Genomic DNA, 16346 nt, shown 5'->3' with positions numbered 1-16346 from the left:
GCTGACGTCAGGACCTTAAAACGGCACCATCACCTTCAGCGAACCGCTATGGCTCTTGGTGCGACTGGCCAGTTCGCCGTCGTACTGCAGGCGGAAATCCACACCCTTGGCCGTCGACACCTGGAACCCCGCGCCTATGCGGCCGATGACGTCGTCCATCGGCGTGGACGAGCCGAAGGAACCCGTGCCATCGGGCGCGCCCTGCAGGCGTGCGTTCGTATTCCACTTGTCCTTGTTCAGGAAGATCACGCCGACATAGGCGAAGGGCCGCAGGTAAGCGCCATTCGGCAGATCCTTGCGCCCGCCGATCTCTATCATCGGCGAGATGCCCAGAACATACTGGTGGCTGCTGTCCACCGACAGACCCAAGGCGTTGTTGCCCTTCTCCGAATACGAAGACATGCGGGTGTAGTTCGCGTCGAAGTCGACATACGGCTTCACGTACAGATTGTCGAAGCCGAACGTGCGCGCCGCGCGCAGGCGCAGGCCGAAGCTGTACATATCCGGATTGCTCTTAAGCTGATCCTGGTAGCCCGGCACGATGATGTCGCGATTCATGCGATAGGAACCGTATCCCCCGCCCAGCGCGCCCGAGAAGACCCAAGGCCCGCTTTCCCGCTTCAGCACCAGGCCGGCATAGCCGCTGTCGCCATTGCCCTTGAGCCTGCCGCCATCGCCCTTCAGATCGTTGTTCTGGTAGGCCACCGAGCCGCCCAGGAACCAGCCTGGGCTGACCTGGCGCTGGCCGCCGAACTGATAGGTGTAGCTGTCGTAATTGAAGTCGGAATTGCCGCGGTCACCGTCCTGCTTGGTGGACCGGCCCGACACCAGGCCCCAGAAGCAATTCTGCTCTTGCGTCATGGATCCGGCAGCGCCGGCGCTCGTGAACGCCGGGCACGACATCATGTTGCCGGTGAACTGGCCCAGGGCCGCCATCGACTGCGCGGCCGGCGCGGCCAGCGCGCCGGGCGACAAGCTGTCGAGGTTGCCGCGATAGGCGCCGCCCCCCACCCGCGACGACAGATCGAGTTGCGCGAACAGCGGCGCCAAGGCGGAGTTGCCGCCCGCGTCCCAGATGCGTTGCAGGAAATCCGCGACGCGGCCCTGATTGCCGCCCAGGCTCATGGCCGGCGCGTGGAAGTTGGCCGCCACGGCCCTGACCTTGAAGTCCTGCCCGTCCTGGCGCAGACCGTAGTCGATCACGGGGCTGTCCAGCGCCTGCAGCGCGCCCTGGGACTGCCCCTGCACCGTCATCACGGTGACTTCGCGGTTGGGCAGCAAGGCGGTGGGAACCACATTGACACCGCCCGCCAGCGTGGCGTTGCCGGCCACGGTCAGGTGATCGGTGTTCAACCTGTCGAAGTCCGCATCCGCGCGGATCACGCCTGTGGACGTCTGCACGAAGTTGTTGCTGATGCGCAGCTCGTTGAAGGGACCCGGGTTGCCGATGATCAACTGGCCTTCGTTGGTCACGTCGGCTTGATACAGAGACGCGCCGGACAGCGTGCCGCCCTGCGCGTTATGCAGCTGGATGGTCGCGGCATCGCCCAGCACCGCGGACGTCGGGATGGCGATGAAGCTCACCGCCGCGGGGCTTGGCGCGGTATAGCCGCAGTTCGCGCCGGTGTCGGCGTCGGTGCATTGCACGCTGCCGTTGATGACGCCGTTGTTGGTGATGGTCAGTTTGTTGCCGCTGGCTGCCAGGGTATCGCCGTCGTAGTGGACGGCCACGCCGGAGGCCGCGCTGATGCTGCCACTGCTGCCGACATTCAAGACGTTGTTGACCCCCTGGGCCACCCACACGCCGTAGCCGAAGCCGTTGGCGCTCGACCCGCCGGCCACGCTGCCGTTCACGTTGACGGTAATGACGCCGTTGTTAAAGGGTCCTTGGCTCTGCGCGAAGATGCCGGTGGAACCCGCGCCCGTCACGGAGATCGAGCCGCCCTGGTTGACCGTCACCGCACTGGCGACGCCGTTGCTGGTATCCGTCAGATTGCCGGCGTAGCCATTGGAAGCACTGCCGGCGATGCCGCCGCCGCCACCGATAGACTGCGCGATGATGCCAAATGCATTTCGGCCGGAGGTCGACAGTGCCGCGTTGGTGGTCACGGTCACGCTGGATCCGTTGCCGCTGCTGATGGTCCCGCTCGGCAGGCCGCCTTTGGCAGCGCTCACCTGTATCCCCGCGCCGGTGTCGCCGATGATGCCGCCACCGCCGCCGATGGATTGCGCGACGAGCGCGTGCGCGCCATTGCCGCGGGTGGTGATGCTGCCGCCCGTGATGTTCACGTTGACCGTGTTCGCACTGCCGCTGGAGCCGCCCAAGGAAAGCGCGCCCAATCCGGACGCGGCACCCGTCGTGACCACGCCACCGCCGCCACCGATCGACTGCGCCAGCAAGCCGATCGCGCGGTCACCGTAGGTATTCATGCCCAGGCCCGTCGTGACGTCTATCGTCCCGCCGTTCCCGGATGCGCCGTTGCGCCCGCCCAGCGTCAAGGAGAACTGCTGCTTGCCAGGGTTGGCCGCCGAATCGGAATCACCAGCGATGCCGATACCGCCGCCGCCACCAATGGATTGCAGGACCAGACCATACGCGCTGTCGCCGTGCGTGGAGATATTCGCCCAGCTGCCCGACGTCACCGTAATGCTGCCGCCGTCGCCGGCGCCGCCGCCATCCCGGCCCACCGTGATATGGCCATTGGCCAGCGGCGAGCCTGACGCACCGGTGCCGCCGCCACCGCCGATGGATTGCACCAGCACGCCCATCGCGCCATAGCCGTTGGTATTGAACAGATTGCCAGACAGGCCGTTCTCGAAGGCATCATTGAAGTAGACGACGATGGGGCCGCCGCTGCCGCCCGACCCGCCTTTGCCGCCGACTGATACTGTCACATGCGACGAGGAGCTGCTGGACGACGTCGTCGAAGCGCCACCCGCACCGCCGCCACCGCCGATCGACTGCAGCACCGCCGCGTCGGCATAGTCGCCATACGTATTGATCCTCGATCCCAGGCTGGCCGGCGCACTGATGCTGCCGATGGCGCCACCCGCGCCGCCGCCGCCACCCGTGCCGCCCACGCCCACGTTCAGTTCATAGCTGGTGCCCTCGTCCTGGAAGGAGCCATAGACTTTGCGCAGGATGCCCGTCTCGGGATCCGCCGCCGCGCCGCCGGCCACGCCTCCCAGGCCGCCGGAGCCGCCGATACTTTGCACCAGCAGGCCGTCGGCGTCGGCGCCATACGTCGTGATCTGGCCGTTGGACACCAGATTGATGGGACCACCAGCGCCGCCAGACGCGCCGCCACGACCGACGTTGACGGTGCCCGATACGTCGGTGCTGCCGTCTTCGCTTTCCGAACTCAGGGAGAGGCCGATCTGGCCGCCCTGCGACGCGCCGCCGCCACCCCCGATGGATTGCAGCAGCACGCCGCGCGCGCCGTCGCCCGCGGTGATCACCGAGTCGGTGTACGTGCTGTTGAAAACCACGGTGCCGGCCGTGCCGCCGCCGTTGCCGGTACCGCCCAGGCTGATGGTGGCGCTGATGTCGGCGTCGGTGTTGCGACTGCTCGTGGAAGCCGATCCGATACCGCCGGCGCCGCCGCCCCCGCCTATGCTCTGCACGACGATGCCATTGGCCGAGTCGCCCCAGGTCTGGATTTTGTTGCCGCCGTTCAGGTTGACCGTCGTGGTGCTCGCGCAGGTGTTGAGCGCCGAGGTGCAGGCCGCGGCGCCACCATTCCCGCCGAAGGCCGCGCTGACCGTGGCAGCGGAGCTGCTGTCGGTGCCGATGACGGTGGACGTCGAGGTGGCGTTGCCGCCGGCCCCGCCGCCGCCGCCGATGGATTGCACCAGCATGCCGAATGAGCCGGCGCCATAGGTGGTGATCGTCGATCCGGCCAGATCCGCTTCGGCCCGGCCGCCGCTGCCGCCGCTTCCGCCGGAACCGCCCACCGCGATGGACACGGCGGCGCCCACGGACGCGCTGTCGTCCGGCACGGCGATCGCAAAAGCGCGAGCGACCGACGCACCGCCCGCACCGCCGCCACCGCCGATCGACTGCACCACCAGGCCGTGCGAGTCCGTCGTGGTGCCGCCCGACGTGCCCGTCGTAATCGATGCGTTTGTAAGAACGCCGTTAGCTGTACTGGCTGCGCCACCGTCTCCGCCCGCGCCCCCTACCGCCACCGCGAAGGAGAAACCAAGACTGACGTCCAACGAGGACGCGCCGCCACCCGTGCCACCGCCGCCGCCGATCGATTGCGCCACCACGCCATAAGACGTATCGCCGGTCGTCTTGACGCTGCCGCCGTTGAGTGTCGCCGTAGTCGCGCCGCCCGACCCACCACCGCTTCCGGCTTGGCCGCCAATAGTGACGATGCCGGTGGCGCCGCCGCCATCGCCACCGCCGCCGCCGATGGACTGCGCCAGGATCCCGAAGGATGAAATTCCTGACGTGGTCACGGTCGACGATTGCGTCACGTTGACCGTACCGCCGCCGATGGCGTTGCCGCCGCTACCACCCAGCGCGACGATGCCGCTGCTGACACCCGCCGCACCGCCGCCGCCGCCGATGGATTGCGCCACGATGCCATGCGAGGAATCCCCGCTGGTCGTGATGCCCGTCGCACTGGTGATCGTGACCGTGCCGGGCGTGCCGCCATTGCCCGCGTTCGCGCCTGGCTCTCCGAACAGCTCGAAGTTGGAAGTCGTGCCGCCGCCGATGCCGCCCATGGACTGCGCCAGCATGCCGATGGCGTTGGCGCCATAGGTCTGGATGGTGCCGCCGGTCGTGGTGATCGTCACTGCGCCGCCGTTACCGCCCGTGCCACCGTTTTCCGCCGAGAAATCGACGGCGCCACTGCTGGTTTCCACGTAACCGCCCGCCCCGCCCGCGCTGCGCGCGGCGATGCCATAAGCCTGCGTGCCATTGGTGACGATGCTGGCGTTGCCATTCATATTGATCTGAATGGTGCCGCCGACACCGCCGGCAGCGCCGTTGCCGTCTTCACGCCCTGCCCCGCCAACACCGCCCTGGCTCAGGACAAACACCCCCGGCAGGTAGTCGCCGCTCGTGTTGATCGCCGAGCCGCTATTCATCGTCAGCGTGGACGTGTTGAGGACGTTGCCGCCATAGCCACCCCTCTCGCCGCTCGTATTGCTCACCGTCTGAGGGCTGGCGCCGCCGGCGCCCCCTTGGGAAATCATGACGATGCCCCCGGACACGGCGCTGAGGCCGGCCGGCGGAGACATCGCGTTAGTGGACGTCACCGCAATGACGGCGGAATTGGTCACGTTCAGCGCGTAGGACGCGCCGCCGTCGCCGCCGTTGTCGCTGCCGTCTTCTGAGGTGAAACCGGTCCCGCCCTGCACCAGACCGTACAAGCCGCGCACGCCTTCGGTCATGCCGGAGCCATTGACTTGAACCGTGACGTTGCCGGTGTTGGTGATACTGGTGGGCCCGTTGGTGGACAGGCTGCCGGCCGATCCGCCATTACCGTTGTAGTGCCCGCCGTCGCCGCCGATGACTTCCGCGCCTATGCCCCAGGCATGGCGCCCGGCGGAGCCGGAGATGACATTGATGGAAGCGTTATTGCTGATGACGACCGAGTTGGTGCTGCCGCCGTTGCCGCCCACCTGGTCACCGGAAGCCGCGTCATCCTGGGCGCCACCGACGGCCCCGATGGAGGCGCCGTAGATCCCCGCGCCACCGTAAGGGAGTTGGCTGACCGTGATCGAGCCGCTGCTGTTGTTGGTGATGGTGACGTTCGAGCCATTTCCGCCCGCGCCCCCGTTGCCGCCGCCGATCACCGTGTTCGCCGCATTAGCGCCGATGCCACCCACCGATGCGCCGTAGATGCCGTATTGCGCGCCGCCGTCGTCCCAGATGCCGGGCGCGCTGCCCAGGGCGTTAGTCGTCGGCGTCGTGTTGGTGGAGATCACGCCGTTGTTGGTGATCGAGATGGTGCCGCCGGCGCCGCCGTTGGTGCCGTTATTGCTGGTATCGCTGGATCCTGCGCCGCCTTTCAGGCGGATGAAGATGCCGGCCTGGGGCGAGGTCGGCGTCAGACTCGCGGAATTCTGGACGGTGTAGTTGCCGCCGAAGGTGCCGTTATTGGTGCCGGTGCCGGCGGGGGCGGTGTTATCGATCGTGATCTGCGCGCCGTTGCCGCCTTGGTCCGCGGTAATCGTGCAGGTGACGGTGGTGCCGGAGGTGTTGACCGCCGGACAGCTCAAGGCGGCATCGGCACGCGGTACCGGCAGCCATGCCAGCATCAGCGCGGACAACAGGGGGGTCAGGGCAAGGCCGGACTGCATTCTGCGCGCGGGCTTGCTGGCAAGGCTGTCTCTCATCACAAATCTACTCGTGGGGTTGAGGCCCTGCCGGTTAACCGTTACTCAGCGGAAGTCTTTCTAAGCGCTGCTTAGCTTGGTATACGACTGGACGCAATTAAAGGTGAGCAGATTGTTCCCGGTTTCTTTTAGTAAAAGTGGAAATTTCGCCAACTTTGTGAATTTTGAGCATGGAACGAGACAAGTCGTGATGTGAAAACGACAACCTGTGTCTTACTGTAGAGCATGGCGGAACACTTTCTCGGGTGGTGACGACGCACCAGCACGCCTCCTTAGAGACTCCAATCTTCGATGCTTGTTTGACTGATTGAGCTACCCAAGCAGCTTGGACACTGGCTCAGGGAACCACCAACCAAGATTGGGGACAGACCTCCGACGACACGGCCAGAACCGCCATGCCATGGCCCTGGACTCCCCCGTGAAGGACATGGCGGCCCCTGGCCACAAACGGCAAGCAAAGCTGCCGTGGATCACATGGAAACGTCGTGAGATTGCATGACTGTCCCCCATAGGTGATGCTAGTGTCCGGCGGCGACAAATCCACTCAGCAAGCCGACATTACGCGTGCCAAAGCCATTGCCACTGCGCTTGATTTGGAGTGAATCATGACCAAGGTATCGACACGTCCGTGGGACTCCGCCTCTCACCTTCGCACTGAAGAAGAAATGGCAGCCTACCTTGATGCTGCTCTTGAAGAGGCGGGAGACGATCCGAAGTTCATCGCCCACGCATTGGGCGTCATTGCGCGCGCTCGCGGAATGAGTCAGCTTTCCCGAGACACGGGAGTAAAACGTGAAAGTCTTTACCGGGCACTATCGGGCGAAGGCAATCCAGAATTCGCCACCATTTGGAAGGTTGTGCGAGCGCTAGGTATCCGCTTGCACGCCGAATCGGCGTTAGAGAATTCGGCTTCCGAATAAACGCCTGTCCACGCGGACTGGTTAAACCCTATCCTCGTTTCAGAGCCCCCTCGAGCACTTCGAACTTGGGCTGATCTGCGTCTTCCCCACTCGCTCGCGCGGTTACCTGCGAAGGCCACGCCCCCCCCCCGGGCGACATAAGCGCTACACGCGGCCCCCCTAGCTCTCCTACGACCCGGAAGGCGCATCGAAATCCGGCTGTCCGCATGCAATGCCAGAGCAGCGGAAGGCGAAACCTCACTCTAAAAATCAAGGGACCTCCATTTCGGTGTAACTTTATGCAAACTCATAAACGACGTTTGCATAATGCCGCCAAACCAAACAAGCGCTTTCCTAGAGGCCGATGATTCGGGCCTGCCCCCCAAACCGCAAGGCAGCAACGGGCTTCCGACATTTAGCATTGGCGAGATCTACGACCGACGGCGTGATATCCATGGCCCATTTGGTGGAAACGCGCAAAGCGGCATATCAACGTCGGCGCAAACTCCCGCTATTTTTCTGTTCACTGGAGACAGTGGGGAGGATTTTGGGTATCGCGACAAACGAGAGGACGACGGCACGTATCGCTACACTGGCGAGGGCCAGGAAGGACCAATGCGGTTCACTAAAGGCAACAAAGCCATTCGTGATCACTCCGAGGGAGGCCGCGCGCTGCATCTGTTTAAGTCACAAGGAAAGGGCAAAGGACAGAGATATCTTGGGGAGTTCGTTTGTCAGGGCTACGAGATAAAGACTCTCCCCGATCGCAAGAAGGAGGCTCGGGACGCGATTGTATTTAGGCTGGCACCCGTCGAACTACTAGCTCAACGAGAACTCACGTCTGACGCCGCCAGCATGCCGGCAATATCCCTCGAAGAAGCCCGAGAAAAAGCCATTGCCTCTGCTCGCATGAACGGCGCAATAGACGTCCAACAGCAAAGCAGGAACGTCTACGAACGCAATAATTGCGTACGAGACTATGTGCTCATGAGGGCTAGCGGGATTTGTGAGCTATGCGAGCGCCCAGCACCTTTTCGACGTAAAGACGGGAGCGCTTACCTGGAGCCTCATCACACAACACGCGTGTCCGATGGCGGTCCCGACCATCCACGCTACGTCGCCGCGCTTTGTCCGGCCTGCCATCGCGAAGTGCACTTTGGCGAGCAAGGCGCGGAAAAGAACTCCGCGCTTCAAGCGATGCTTGCGGACAAAGAGCGGGACTAATTAGAAGATCCATGACGAGTCGGCGGACACATGCCCCCCGTCGGCGCCAAAGCCTCTTCTTGAGCCCGCCTTCTCGCAGCCAACGCCTGCTGGCTGCCTTCACGGCGCTTCTTGATCAATGCAAATCCCATGGCCCACCAGACGGCTACTGCGAATACGGCGAGTAGGAGAGCCAGCGCAGGGATGCCAACAGATAACGCCGCAAACAGACCGAAGGTTGTCCAGAGGCCCACCGCCAGCCAAACGACAACGATCGCTACATAAGCCGAATTACTCATCCGGTTTATTTGGCCCCGCTTTAACAGAAACACGCCACCGACAATCGCTGCCAAAAACAATATGGTCGACCAGGGCATCTGATATTTCCTTTTTTGGGAGAATTTATTCTAGCCGACACTTGCGACGCAGGCGTTTCATGAGCAGCCAAATTAGAAATAAAAAAGAGCGGCTACGAGGCCGCTCTTCATTTTCCGCCTTATGAGGTCGAATCAACTACTTGCGCGCTCCACTAAAGTCCCAACATCGTAGAGCTTCGTTGAGGCAACGCCGTCCCGACGCGTGACATGGTTCACCGTGACAGAATTGCGCGCACCGATTTCGGCGATGCGCTCCGATGCTTGATTCAACGCATCGTCCAGCGTCCGCTCCGGACCGAGTAAAGCCTCATAGAAGGCGTAGGTAGATTCAGTCATTATGACCTCCAACAGGGGCGCTTGCGATTTCACACATCGCCTGCGGCGATAGTAGCATCGAACGCCGCCGCAGCAGGGTGGCAAGCAAGAAGCAAAAGGGTTCAACAAGCGGCGCAAACATTGCCGGGCCACCGTCTTGCAACAGGTTTTCCCGATCTGAATGAATGTTAAGTACAGCGATCACTTCCTGCTTGGCGTCAGGGGAAATGATCGGCCGAGATCCAAAGCTCCTAATGTGACCACCGGCAAGATCGAAGTAGTCTTTGAGCGCGTTGACGGTGTCGAGCCCCTGGGAACTGTACTCATCCAACCACCGGCGATAGTCTTCCACCGAGCTGAAGAGAAACATCTCACCTCGCGCGAACGCCTGTGGCGCTCCCGGAATGAGCGGATCACGGGTGAAACCATGGCAGTCTCTTTGCATACTCTGATCGATCGGAACCGGCATCAGAAGTGCCGTAATCTTTTTGTCCTCGGAATATTGAGAAGATATCAATTCGGTTGTCGTCGAAAGAGCAGGCACAAGTTCCAGGTGTCCGAGCAATGCGGGGTTGTTGGTGCCGTAGCTGCGTAGAACTAACAATTTTGTGCACTCGAACCTTTCCCCCAAAGGTCGCCAAATCATGAGGTTCGCGCCGTAGGTAGCCTTGCTTTGCTCGTCGAAGTCCTTCGCAACTTCAACAACTGCACCGAGTACATTACGGATCGCATGATTGATCTGCGGCAGGCTCGGCTCTGGTCCCACGGTGACAAGCAAGGTCTGGGCGGCGGCTTGATGATAAGCGTCGCCAAAAGAATTCAAGAATCCACTCGGTGGCAAGGTCTGAAGCCTTCTAACCATCGTTCTGAGCGAAGCCCCCGCACGGCTCTGCGATAGTTGAGTGAGGCCGAAGCTGAACCCCGTCAGCACAATAGCAAGCCAAAAGAGAGTAGCTACCCAGTCGAAATAGATACCCGGCCAGAAGGCGGCAAACGTGCCTGCTTTGATTCGCTCGGGGAAAAAAGATGCGAGCGCACCAGCGGTAACCGGGCATAGCCCTGTCACCACCCAAAGCCACGGGGCGGCCCCCAGGACTTCAAAAGCATCTGCAAAACGACCCGAGAAAACCAGTCGCCAGAACGACTCCCCTGAATCAATTCCGCTTCTTAGCATGGCCCCCCCTTTCCGCGGCTCCATAGCTTGTGCGTCACATGACGTCCATGTAGGGAACTCAGACGGGCGATGAGTTCCTACGATCTCGGCCACGTTGGGGAATCACGCGAGGCTCAACGGCGCCTTCGATTCGAAGACACCAGTTCGAAGACCTTATGATGACGAAGATTTCTCGCTACGATGCTCTCGTCGATGTCGCAGAAATAGCCACCGCGCACCTTCTTCCATCCATATTTCTGCATAAGCTGTAGCGTCTTTACGGTTTCTTGAGCGTCGGCTTCCTCGTCGCTCTCGACCTTCCGCCGCGAGCATTCGACGAGTACCGCGCCACCATGTAAACGAGTCCAGGCGGCGCCCCTCCCCGTTTCGTGCTGACTATATCGGACGTGCGGTCTTGACGTTCGTCCGACGTAATAGCAACCGTTGTTCAGCTTATATACGTAGATATAGGTAACTGGCATAGCGGGGAGGAAGCAAGGGCTGTCTCATAAGGTCCATGTAGGCAACAACGTCGATCGATGAGTTCCAAGCCCGCGCGCCAAAACAAAAACCCGCGTTCTCCAGGAGAAACGCGGGTTTTTGTTTGCCCAGAACATTCCTGAGCCATTACTACGTTGCTACGCCAAGGCAAGCGTGCGAGCTCGCCCTGACAAAAAAACATCAAACTTCGCGCAGCATTACCTGTGCGGTACGCAGCGTCACCGCGGCGCCCGTCAACGTCGGGTTCACACAGCTGGCGGACGGCATGACATTCGTGCCGACAATGAACAGGTTCGGATGGTCGTGCGAACGGCAATCCTTGTCCACCACCGACGTGCGCGGATCGTTGCCCATGATGGTGGTGCCCATGATGTGCTGGCGATCCTGATGGTTGGTATCCATCTTGATATCGGTCGCATTGATCAACGACGCCATCTTCTGCAGATCCTTCACGCCAAAATCACGACCGGCATTCCAATAGTCGTTGACGCTGTAATAGATCTCCGGCTTCGGAATCCCCAGCGCGTCCTTGGCGGTCGTGCTCGGCGTCACCCGGTTCTGCGGCTGCGCCTCGGTTTCAAAGTCGATGGCGAAATTCAGCGAGCGCGCGGACTGGCGCTTGATTTCAGCATCCAGCTTCGAGCCATACACGCCCTGGTCCATCAGCTTCGACGCCAGGCCCGACGTCGCCACGGTATTGCGCAGCTTGGTCTTGTAGCTGGGAATCTGCTTACGCAGCTCGCCGTCGCGATAGTTCATGTAAACCAGCAATTCGGTCGGCCCCTGGCCCGGCCACAGATCCTCGCTGGCCATCACGTTCATGGCGATACCGGTATGGCCCATCAAATTGCGACCGACCTGATCCGACGAATTGGCGATGCCGTTCGGATACTTCTCCGACGTCGACATCAGCAGCAGTTTCGGGCTTTCGATACCGTAGGCCGCCAGCACGAAATACCGTGCCGTCATCCGATGCTCGGTACCGTCGGGCTTCTTGTAGCGCACGGCGACGATCTTGCCGGAATCATCCGCCTCGATCTTGTAGACCACCGAGTTATCAAACACACGCGCACCATGGCGCTCGGCTTCGTCGACGTGACGCGTGCCGTCATACTTGGCGCCGCTGGGACAGACCGGATTACAGTTGTTATTACCCGAGCAGAGCGGACGCTCCTTGTAGGCCGACGTGGCACGCCCGTTCGGTTCGTAGATCGGGTTATAGCCACCCACCTTCAACTGATCGGCCAGGCGCGTCATGAAGTAGGGAATCGGCAAGCCTTTCATCGGGAAAGGCTTGGAACGGGGCGGCCAGGCCTCGCCACCGTTACCGCCTTCGTCCTGACCGTCCATGCCGGACACGCCAAGCTCGGCTTCGGCCTCGCAATAGAACGGCTCCAGCTCTTCATAGGTCATCGGCCAGTCGCGGCCGCGATCGTACAAAGTGCGGATCTTGAAATCGTTGGGGATCATGCGCCACAGCGCCGACCCGAAGTGCCAGGTCGTGCCGCCCACCACACGCAGATACTTGGTGGGATATTTAACCGGACCCTTGAGCTGCAGATAATCGCCATAGGTCGACGGAATATGCGGCGGATTCGGAAAAGGCGAGCCAGCGCCCTGCAGTTTGATATTGGTCAGCGACAGCTTGATCGGGGCATTGCGAAACACCTCGACGATCTCCGCGCGGGTCACCCGCGGACCCGCTTCCAGAATCGTGACAGCCTTGCCCGCCTGCGCCATGCGCGTCGCGATCAGCGCGCCCATCACGCCGGAACCAATAACCAATACGTCAGTATCGTAATCCATCAGCTTTTAACCTCAGCAACTGCATCCACCGGCTTGGGGCCCCAGGTGTTGGGACCACGGCCATACGTCGGCACCACCAGAACGGCGCGGGTGGGGTCATACATGAACGCCTCTTCGTAGGCGAACAACTCGGCTTTCTCGTCATCTCCGACCACGCCCAGATACAGCGCGCGGATAATGCTCTTGGCCTGGGTGTCCAGACCCTTGTCGACATCCGTCAACGCCAGATACTGGTCGACGTGGCTCAACTGACGCGCCTTGACCAACGTGTCGAGCGAAGCGACCACGCTATCCAGATCGGGAATGCGCTTCTTCAACGCGTCATAGCAACGCGTGGCCATGATCGGGCTGACATTCTTCGACGTCAGGAACGTCGAGACCTTCTGGAAGGCCGATACCGACACCGGCATCTGCGTGACCTCGGCCGGCGCGGCGGCCAGCGCCGAATCGATCGGCAGCCGCCACATCACGCCCATCGCGATGGCGCCCTTCACCAGGTTGCGGCGGCGGGAATTGATCAAAACTTCCTGTTCGGAAAGCACAACTGCTTTGGCATCCGTCATGACTTAACCTTTCTTGTGAGCGCGCCGACGCCGCGACACGGCGATGGCAATCACGATGAGCACCAGCAACACCACGATGCCGACAGGCAACAGGTATTGCGACAGCTTCACCAGCGGCGCGACGGGACCGCCGGCACGCGCCTGGGCGACGTCATCCGCGGTCAGTTTCTTTTGCGGCTGGCCGAAGTTGGTCAGCACGTAGTTCGACACGTCAGCCACTTGCTGGTCGGTCAGGCGCTCGGTGTACGAGGCCTGGGGACCGAAGCCGGGCATTTCGATATCGTGGCCGTCGATGGTGCGATGCACCCCGAACAGAATGGTCGCCACCAGATTGGTCGGATAGGCCGCGCCCGTGGCGGTGTTATGGAACAAGGACGGATACACCGACGTGCCCTCGCCCTTGGCGCCGTGGCAGGCCGCGCAGGTCGCCGTATAGACCTTCCAACCCGGATCCGCGTCGCGCACGGCATTACCGCGCAAGCGCGTTTCACTGTCCGACGGCGCACCGAAGGTATCCCGCGACTTCTCGCCTTCCGCGGCGATGGGCTTGGTCTGCTTCAGGTACGCCACGATGGCGTTCAGATCCGCGTCCGACAGATGCTGCAGGCTGTGCTCGACGGCTTCGGCCATGGGGCCGGCCGCTTGCGCCTTGCCGGCCACGTGACCGGTTTTCAGGTAGGCCTTCAGCTCGTCATTGGTCCAGGCGCCGATACCCGCGAGCTTGTCGGAGGTGATGTTCGGGGCGTACCACGGACCCAGGGGCGATCCCGCCAGCGGCTTGCTGCTGTCCAGCCCCATCAGCGCGGTGCGCGGCGTGTGGCACTCGGCGCAGTGGGCCAGGCTGTTGACCAGATAATTGCCGCGGTTGATTTCCGCCGACTGATCACCCGCCGGCACGAAAGGCTTGGAATCGCCGTAAATCAGATTCCACACCCCCATGGACGCACGCACGCTGAAAGGAAACGGCAGCTTGGTTTCCTTGTTGGGCGTGTCCACGGGCTGGACTTGCGTCATGAAGTACTTGTACAGCGCCGCGATGTCCTCGTCGGTCATCTTGCCGTACGACGTATACGGCATTGCCGGATACAGATGGTGGCCATCGCGGGCCACGCCTTCGCGCACGGCGCGGGCGAATTCAGCTTCGGTGTACTCGCCGATGCCGAACTTCTTGGACGGCGTGATGTTGGTGGACCAGATCGTCCCCATCGGCGAGTCGATGGCGTAGCCACCCGCGAACGCGGCACCGCCCTTGGCGGTGTGACAGGCCACGCAATCAGCGGCCGTCGAAATGTACTTGCCGTCCAACACGCCCTGCTGGTTCTCGATCCCTGCCGCATCCGCCGTCGCGGCGATCGAACAGCCAACCAGCGCGATCATCAGACAGGACTTCTTGATACCTTGCCGCTTCAACTTCCACATATCCCGACAACCATTCGAATGAGAAAACACCGCCCCGTGTCGGCAAGGGGGTCATTTATATGACCACGCCGCAGACACCCCCGTGTGCGAGGCTGTCCATCAAGTAGACGGTTCGATGAAGGCTCGCACTATATGCATGCAAGCTGAATGAAATCTGAAAGTTACTGGGGTGACTATCTGTATCGATATCGACGATCTAAACGGCCAGACCTTGACCTGGCGCAAGCAAGACCGCCTTAGTCATTGAAAATTCGAGGATTTTTCTGCCCACGGCTGCTATGACAGTCGGCCGAAAGCGCGTCGGCCTTATACGGATTCGCCAGGAATACGGGATTGAGTATGCAGATATCGTTGGTAATTGATTTACCGGCTAAAGCGATTGACCGGCCAAGGTGATTGACCGACCAAGAAGCCCCTAAGCCCGTTTGCGTCCTGCACCGGACTTGTCGACGTACATGCGCTTGTCGGCCAGCTGCATCAGCTCTCCCAGCGACGTTGCATCGTCGGGATAGATGGCCGTCCCCGTGCTCACCCGCACCCGGAAGTCGGTACCGTGCAGCACCAGCGAACAGGCCAAGGCCTCGCACAGCCCCTGGACGATCGTGTCGATGTCGCCGATGGCGTCTTCGTCCTGGATGACCGCCACGAACTCGTCACCCGCCAGCCGGGCGACGAAACCGCGGCCTTCGATATAGCGGCGCATGCGCGCGGCCAGCTCCCTGAGCAGGGCATCGCCCACCGTGTGCCCGTAGGAGTCGTTCACACCCTTGAAGCCATCGATATCGACGAAGAGCACGGCGATCTTGCTCAGGTCCTGGTCGGCGCGGCGCAGGGCGGTCGCCGTGAACTCACGGAAACTGCGCCGATTGGGCAGGCCCGTCAGTTCATCGAAGCGCGCCGCGATGTGCAATTCCTCCATCAGCTGCTTGCGCTCGATCGCCAGCGCGGTCTGCTCGCAGACGAAGGCCAGCAGCCGTTGCGCCGCCTCCGCCTCGATCGAGCGCGCGGGGCTGCAGATCATCAGCGCGCCCACTGCCCTTTGCGTCGTCAACATGGGCAACACCGCCCAGGTCAAGGCCTGGCCTGAGCTGGCGGCCGGGGTCGGATCCCGATCCCATTGCACCTGCCGCGACATGACAGCTTGCGTCGCCATCGTCTGCGCGTGCACCCAATCCAGGATCGGCACGTGGGGATTCACGCCATAGCGGTAGATCGCACGCCAGCCGCCGGGCTCGCCGTCGTGGATGGCGAGTGTCATGGCTTCGATGGGAAACAGCGACGCGAGCGTGTCGTGGATGCCGCGGCTGAGGGCGCTCAGGTCCACGGCATCGTGCGCCGCCTGGGAGATCGCGTAGGTGGCCCTCTGCATGGCCTCTGCCTGCTTGCGGGCCGAGATGTCGCGGGCCACGCCGATGCGCAGGCGGTGTTCGTCGGACCAGCGCGCCGACCACATGATATCGACGTAGTGGCCGTCCTTGTGGACGTAGCGGTTCTCGAAGCCGATGCGCGCCTCGCCCGACATCACCACCAGCGCTTCCTTGATCGTGCGGGCCCGGTCTTCCACCACCAGGAAGTCGAGCATGGGGCGTCCTATCATCTCCGCCGGCGTGTAGCCGAGTATGGCCTCGCACGCCGGACTGACATAGACCAGCCTGCCCGCCGCATCCACCAGGAATACGGCGTCGAGCTGCAATTCCAGGCAGCTCGCCAACACATCCTTTGATACAGCTTCCATACAAACCTCGCGCGTGGAATC

General features: G+C 62.1%; 11 protein-coding genes. 2 read left to right on the top strand and 9 right to left on the bottom strand.

Annotated features, from left to right (window positions below):
* Positions 1-15: 15 nt before the first annotated feature.
* Positions 16-6354 carry an autotransporter outer membrane beta-barrel domain-containing protein gene (locus ASB57_RS00250; protein ID WP_156414027.1) on the bottom strand — a complete coding sequence of 2113 codons (6339 nt, stop codon included), beginning with the start codon at positions 6352-6354 and terminating at the stop codon, positions 16-18.
* 605 nt (positions 6355-6959) lie between these two features.
* Between ASB57_RS00250 and ASB57_RS30185 the strand changes: the two genes are divergently transcribed.
* Complete coding sequence (locus ASB57_RS30185; RefSeq protein WP_082621268.1) at positions 6960-7274, top strand: addiction module antidote protein; 315 nt, start codon at positions 6960-6962, stop codon at positions 7272-7274.
* A 306-nt stretch (positions 7275-7580) separates the two neighbouring features.
* Positions 7581-8477: an HNH endonuclease signature motif containing protein gene (locus ASB57_RS00245; protein WP_082621267.1), complete on the top strand. Its 897-nt coding sequence runs from the start codon at positions 7581-7583 to the stop codon at positions 8475-8477.
* Here ASB57_RS00245 and ASB57_RS00240 read toward each other — a convergent pair.
* From ASB57_RS00240 to ASB57_RS00210, 8 genes are all read right to left on the bottom strand, one after another.
* The gene (locus ASB57_RS00240) at positions 8474-8833 is read right to left on the bottom strand and encodes a hypothetical protein (protein WP_057649530.1); all 360 of its coding nucleotides are present in this window, start codon (positions 8831-8833) and stop codon (positions 8474-8476) included. The two genes, ASB57_RS00245 and ASB57_RS00240, sit on opposite strands and share 4 nt — an antisense overlap.
* 132 nt (positions 8834-8965) lie before the next feature.
* Positions 8966-9169 (bottom strand): hypothetical protein, encoded by a 204-nt coding sequence (locus ASB57_RS00235; RefSeq protein WP_057649528.1) that lies wholly within the window; start codon positions 9167-9169, stop codon positions 8966-8968.
* Positions 9162-10322 carry a hypothetical protein gene (locus ASB57_RS00230; protein ID WP_057649527.1) on the bottom strand — a complete coding sequence of 387 codons (1161 nt, stop codon included), beginning with the start codon at positions 10320-10322 and terminating at the stop codon, positions 9162-9164. Before ASB57_RS00230 ends, ASB57_RS00235 begins: the two co-directional genes overlap by 8 nt.
* A gap of 113 nt (positions 10323-10435) precedes the next feature.
* Positions 10436-10783, bottom strand: coding sequence for a GIY-YIG nuclease family protein (locus ASB57_RS31835; protein ID WP_082621266.1), 348 nt, complete (start codon positions 10781-10783; stop codon positions 10436-10438).
* A gap of 199 nt (positions 10784-10982) precedes the next feature.
* Complete coding sequence (locus tag ASB57_RS00225) at positions 10983-12608, bottom strand: GMC family oxidoreductase (protein WP_057649524.1); 1626 nt, start codon at positions 12606-12608, stop codon at positions 10983-10985.
* A complete protein-coding gene (locus ASB57_RS00220; RefSeq protein WP_057649522.1) occupies positions 12608-13171 on the bottom strand; it encodes a sugar dehydrogenase complex small subunit in 564 nt (187 codons plus the stop codon). Before ASB57_RS00220 ends, ASB57_RS00225 begins: the two co-directional genes overlap by 1 nt.
* Before the next feature lie 3 nt (positions 13172-13174).
* A complete protein-coding gene (locus ASB57_RS00215; protein WP_197424927.1) occupies positions 13175-14548 on the bottom strand; it encodes a c-type cytochrome in 1374 nt (457 codons plus the stop codon).
* A 457-nt stretch (positions 14549-15005) separates the two neighbouring features.
* The gene (locus ASB57_RS00210) at positions 15006-16325 is read right to left on the bottom strand and encodes a sensor domain-containing diguanylate cyclase (protein WP_057649520.1); all 1320 of its coding nucleotides are present in this window, start codon (positions 16323-16325) and stop codon (positions 15006-15008) included.
* Positions 16326-16346 lie beyond the last annotated feature (21 nt).

This window comes from Bordetella sp. N (assembly GCF_001433395.1).
Lineage (GTDB): Bacteria > Pseudomonadota > Gammaproteobacteria > Burkholderiales > Burkholderiaceae_B > Bordetella_C.
This window is presented reverse-complemented; position numbering and strand designations above follow the sequence as displayed.

What these genes read in the sequence shown, in the direction of transcription:
- ASB57_RS00250 (WP_156414027.1), bottom strand. Translation starts at nt 6,354, where the DNA reads ATGAGAGACAGCCTTGCCAGCAAGCCCGCGCGCAGAATGCAGTCCGGC.
- ASB57_RS30185 (WP_082621268.1), top strand. Translation starts at nt 6,960, where the DNA reads ATGACCAAGGTATCGACACGTCCGTGGGACTCCGCCTCTCACCTTCGC.
- ASB57_RS00245 (WP_082621267.1), top strand. Translation starts at nt 7,581, where the DNA reads ATGCCGCCAAACCAAACAAGCGCTTTCCTAGAGGCCGATGATTCGGGC.
- ASB57_RS00240 (WP_057649530.1), bottom strand. Translation starts at nt 8,833, where the DNA reads ATGCCCTGGTCGACCATATTGTTTTTGGCAGCGATTGTCGGTGGCGTG.
- ASB57_RS00235 (WP_057649528.1), bottom strand. Translation starts at nt 9,169, where the DNA reads ATGACTGAATCTACCTACGCCTTCTATGAGGCTTTACTCGGTCCGGAG.
- ASB57_RS00230 (WP_057649527.1), bottom strand. Translation starts at nt 10,322, where the DNA reads ATGCTAAGAAGCGGAATTGATTCAGGGGAGTCGTTCTGGCGACTGGTT.
- ASB57_RS31835 (WP_082621266.1), bottom strand. Translation starts at nt 10,783, where the DNA reads ATGCCAGTTACCTATATCTACGTATATAAGCTGAACAACGGTTGCTAT.
- ASB57_RS00225 (WP_057649524.1), bottom strand. Translation starts at nt 12,608, where the DNA reads ATGGATTACGATACTGACGTATTGGTTATTGGTTCCGGCGTGATGGGC.
- ASB57_RS00220 (WP_057649522.1), bottom strand. Translation starts at nt 13,171, where the DNA reads ATGACGGATGCCAAAGCAGTTGTGCTTTCCGAACAGGAAGTTTTGATC.
- ASB57_RS00215 (WP_197424927.1), bottom strand. Translation starts at nt 14,548, where the DNA reads ATGATCGCGCTGGTTGGCTGTTCGATCGCCGCGACGGCGGATGCGGCA.
- ASB57_RS00210 (WP_057649520.1), bottom strand. Translation starts at nt 16,325, where the DNA reads ATGGAAGCTGTATCAAAGGATGTGTTGGCGAGCTGCCTGGAATTGCAG.